Origin of the sequence: Streptomyces sp. UH6 (assembly GCF_013421635.1) — a bacterium.
Lineage (GTDB): Bacteria > Actinomycetota > Actinomycetes > Streptomycetales > Streptomycetaceae > Streptomyces > Streptomyces abyssomicinicus.
Window position 1 is genome coordinate 1 of the sequence record NZ_JACADT010000728.1, and the last position, 2,898, is coordinate 2,898.

2 protein-coding genes are annotated in these 2,898 nt (G+C 72.7%); both read right to left on the reverse strand.

Annotation, left to right across the window (positions count from 1 at the left end; genetic code table 11):
• Window positions 1-5: 5 nt before the first annotated feature.
• Entirely contained in the window at window positions 6-707 is a 702-nt protein-coding gene (locus tag HW445_RS24935) for a hypothetical protein (protein WP_180223175.1), read from the reverse strand.
• A gap of 142 nt (window positions 708-849) precedes the next feature.
• Window positions 850-2,856, reverse strand: coding sequence for an MDR family MFS transporter (locus HW445_RS24940; protein ID WP_308799858.1), 2,007 nt, complete (start codon window positions 2,854-2,856; stop codon window positions 850-852).
• Between the last annotated feature and the right edge of the window lie 42 nt (window positions 2,857-2,898).

A 2,898-nucleotide genomic window follows, 5' to 3' on the forward strand; every position in this document is an offset into this window, starting at 1 on the left:
ATGCGTCAGCTCCCCTTCGCGTGGTTCCGGGTGAGGGCGCCCGGCAGGTGGGACCGGGTCCGGCCGCCGGTGGCGCCGTGGCCGCCGTGCCGCTCGCCGTGCCCGCGGGCGTCGCGGGCGCCCTGCGCGGCGGCGCCCGTGCGGTGGGTGCGGTTGTCGTGGATCAGTTCGTCGAAGAGCGCGCGGCCCTCCACCAGGGCCTCACGCAGTTCCTCGGTGGCCGAGCTGCTCTCCGCGGCACCTCCGGCGGCGGCCAGCGCGGCACGGTGGATCCGCCGGTAGCCGTTCACGTGGTGCGGGTGGTGGACGGAGAGCGCGGAGACCTGCTCCTCGTACTCGTTGCCGGCCGGGAAGCCCCGGGACGCGGCGAGTTCGGCGAGGAGCCGGTCGGCCTCGGCCACCGACTCCCGCGGCGACTCGACGAAACGCTCCTGGGCGGCCGCCCAGCTCGTCTCGTACCGCTGCCGCTCGGCGGGCTCCAGCGGTCGTGTGCGCAGCTGGCCGTGGCGCTCGACCCGGGCGGCGAGTTCCCGCTCGGCGGCACCGGTGTCACCGTCGTACCGTGCGACGGTTCGTTCGTACTCCGGCCCGAAGCGCTTGCGCAGGTTGCGGCCGCCGTTGGCGCCTCGGGACTTGGCGATGAAGGCCGCGATCAGGACGACGGCGGCCACGATGACGATCAGAGCGATGATCACGCCTTGGGACATGGAAGCCTTCCGGGTTCGCTCCCGGCCCGCTCTCGTCGCGGACCGCTTCGTCCCGTTCGTCTTGCCTCGGCCTCATCGCTCAAACGGCGCATTCACGGCGGGGGAGGCGGGACGTCCCGCCTCCGGAGCGCCCGCACCCCGCTCAGGCGGCCCGCCAGTACCGGTGGGAGGTGGAGCCGCCGGCCTGCCGGGGGCGCTCGGCGTCCGAACCGGAGAGTTCGTCGTTCAGCTCCTTGACCAGCTGGATCAGGTCACGGGGCCGGTCGGGGCCCCACCAGTCGCCGAGCAGTTCGCCGAGCGATTCGTCACGCGCCTGCGAGAGCCGTTCGGCGACCTCGTGACCGGCGGGGGTGAGTTCCAGGTCCAGCCCGCGACGGACCGCGAGCCCCCGCTCCTCCACCTGCCGTCCCGCCTCCATGATCTTCTCCAGCGGCACCCTGCTGTACTCGGCCAGCACCGCCGGCTCGGTCCAGCCGTACCGGCGGGTCCGCAGCAGCAGCCAGCCGGACGCGGGCAGCAGGTCGTAACCGGCCCGTTCGGTGATCCTCCGGTAGACCTCGCGCCGCCCCTCCCGGCTGGCCAGCACCGAGAGCGCCCGCGCCGCCTCGTCGTGCGAGGAGCGCTCGACGGGGTTGCTGGCCAGTGTCTGCGTGCCGTCCGGGGTGGTCACCGATCCGCGCAGCCGGTCCTCGCGCAGCGCCAGGGCGAGCAGGAAGGCCAGGGCGGCCACGGGGGCGGCGTAGAGGAACACGTCGGTGATGGCGTCGGAGTACGCGCCCAGGGCGCGGGCCCGCAGGGCGGCGGGCAGCGCGGTGATGGTGCGCGAGTCGGACTGCAGGCCGTCCACCGTCACCCCGGGCGGCAGCCGGACGCCGCTGAAGGCGTCGGCCAGTTTGTCGCCCAGGCGCCCCGCGAAGACGGTGCCGAAGACCGCCACGCCGAACGAGGCGCCGATGGAGCGGAAGAAGGTGGCGCCGGACGTGGCGACGCCGAGGTCCTGGTAGGAGACCGCGTTCTGCACGATCAGCACCAGCACCTGGATGACCAGGCCGAGACCGGTGCCGAAGACGAAGAAGTACGCGCCCATCACCCAGGTGGAACTGGCCGCGTCCAGCTGGTGCAGCAGCACCAGGCCGATCGCGGTGATCAGGGTTCCGGCGACGGGGAACACCTTCCACCGCCCGGTGCGGCTGACCACCTGCCCGGAGGCCGTCGAGGCGAGCAGCAGACCCGCCACCATGGGCAGCATGTACACGCCCGACATGGTCGGCGAGATGCCGTGCACCACCTGGAGGAAGGTCGGCAGGTAGGTCATCGCGCCGAACATCGCGAAGCCGACGATGAAACTGATCACGGCGGTGAGGCTGAAGGTGCGGACGGCGAACAGCTTCATCGGCAGCACCGGCTCGGCGGCCCGCCTCTCGACCGCCACGAACGCCACCGCCAGCACCACGCCGAGCACCGCCAGGGACACGACCTGCCAGGAACCCCAGGCCCAGGTGGTGCCGCCGAGCGAGGTCACCAGGACCAGGCAGGTGGCGACCGAGGCGATCAGCAGGGTCCCCAGGTAGTCGATGCGGTGCTTCTCCCGCCGGCGCGGGATGTGCATCACGGCGGCGATCACGGCCAGCGCGACGACGCCCAGGGGCAGGTTCACGTAGAAGACCCAGCGCCAGCTCAGGTGCTGGGTGAACAGTCCGCCGAGCAGCGGCCCGAGCACGCTGGTGGCGCCGAAGACCGCGCCGAACAGGCCCTGGTAGCGGCCCCGGTCGCGGGGCGGCACCAGGTCGCCGACGATCGCCATCGTCAGCACCATCAGCCCGCCGCCGCCCAGGCCCTGGAGGGCCCGGAAGGCGATCAGCTGCGGCATGTTCTGCGCCATGCCGCAGAGCGCCGAGCCGATCAGGAAGATCACGATGGCGGTCTCGAAGAGCCGCTTGCGCCCGTACTGGTCGCCGAGCTTGCCCCAGAGCGGGGTGGCCGCGGTGGCGGCGAGCATGTAGGCGGTGACCACCCAGGACAGGTGCTCGAGGCCGCCGAGTTCGCTGACGATGGTGGGCAGCGCGGTCGAGACGATGGTCTGGTCGAGGGCGGCCAGCAGCATCCCCAGCAGCAGCGCGCCGATCGAGACCAGCACGTTGGGCGCCACGTGGGTGGGTTCGTCGGCCACACCGCCCCGGGTGCCGGGACC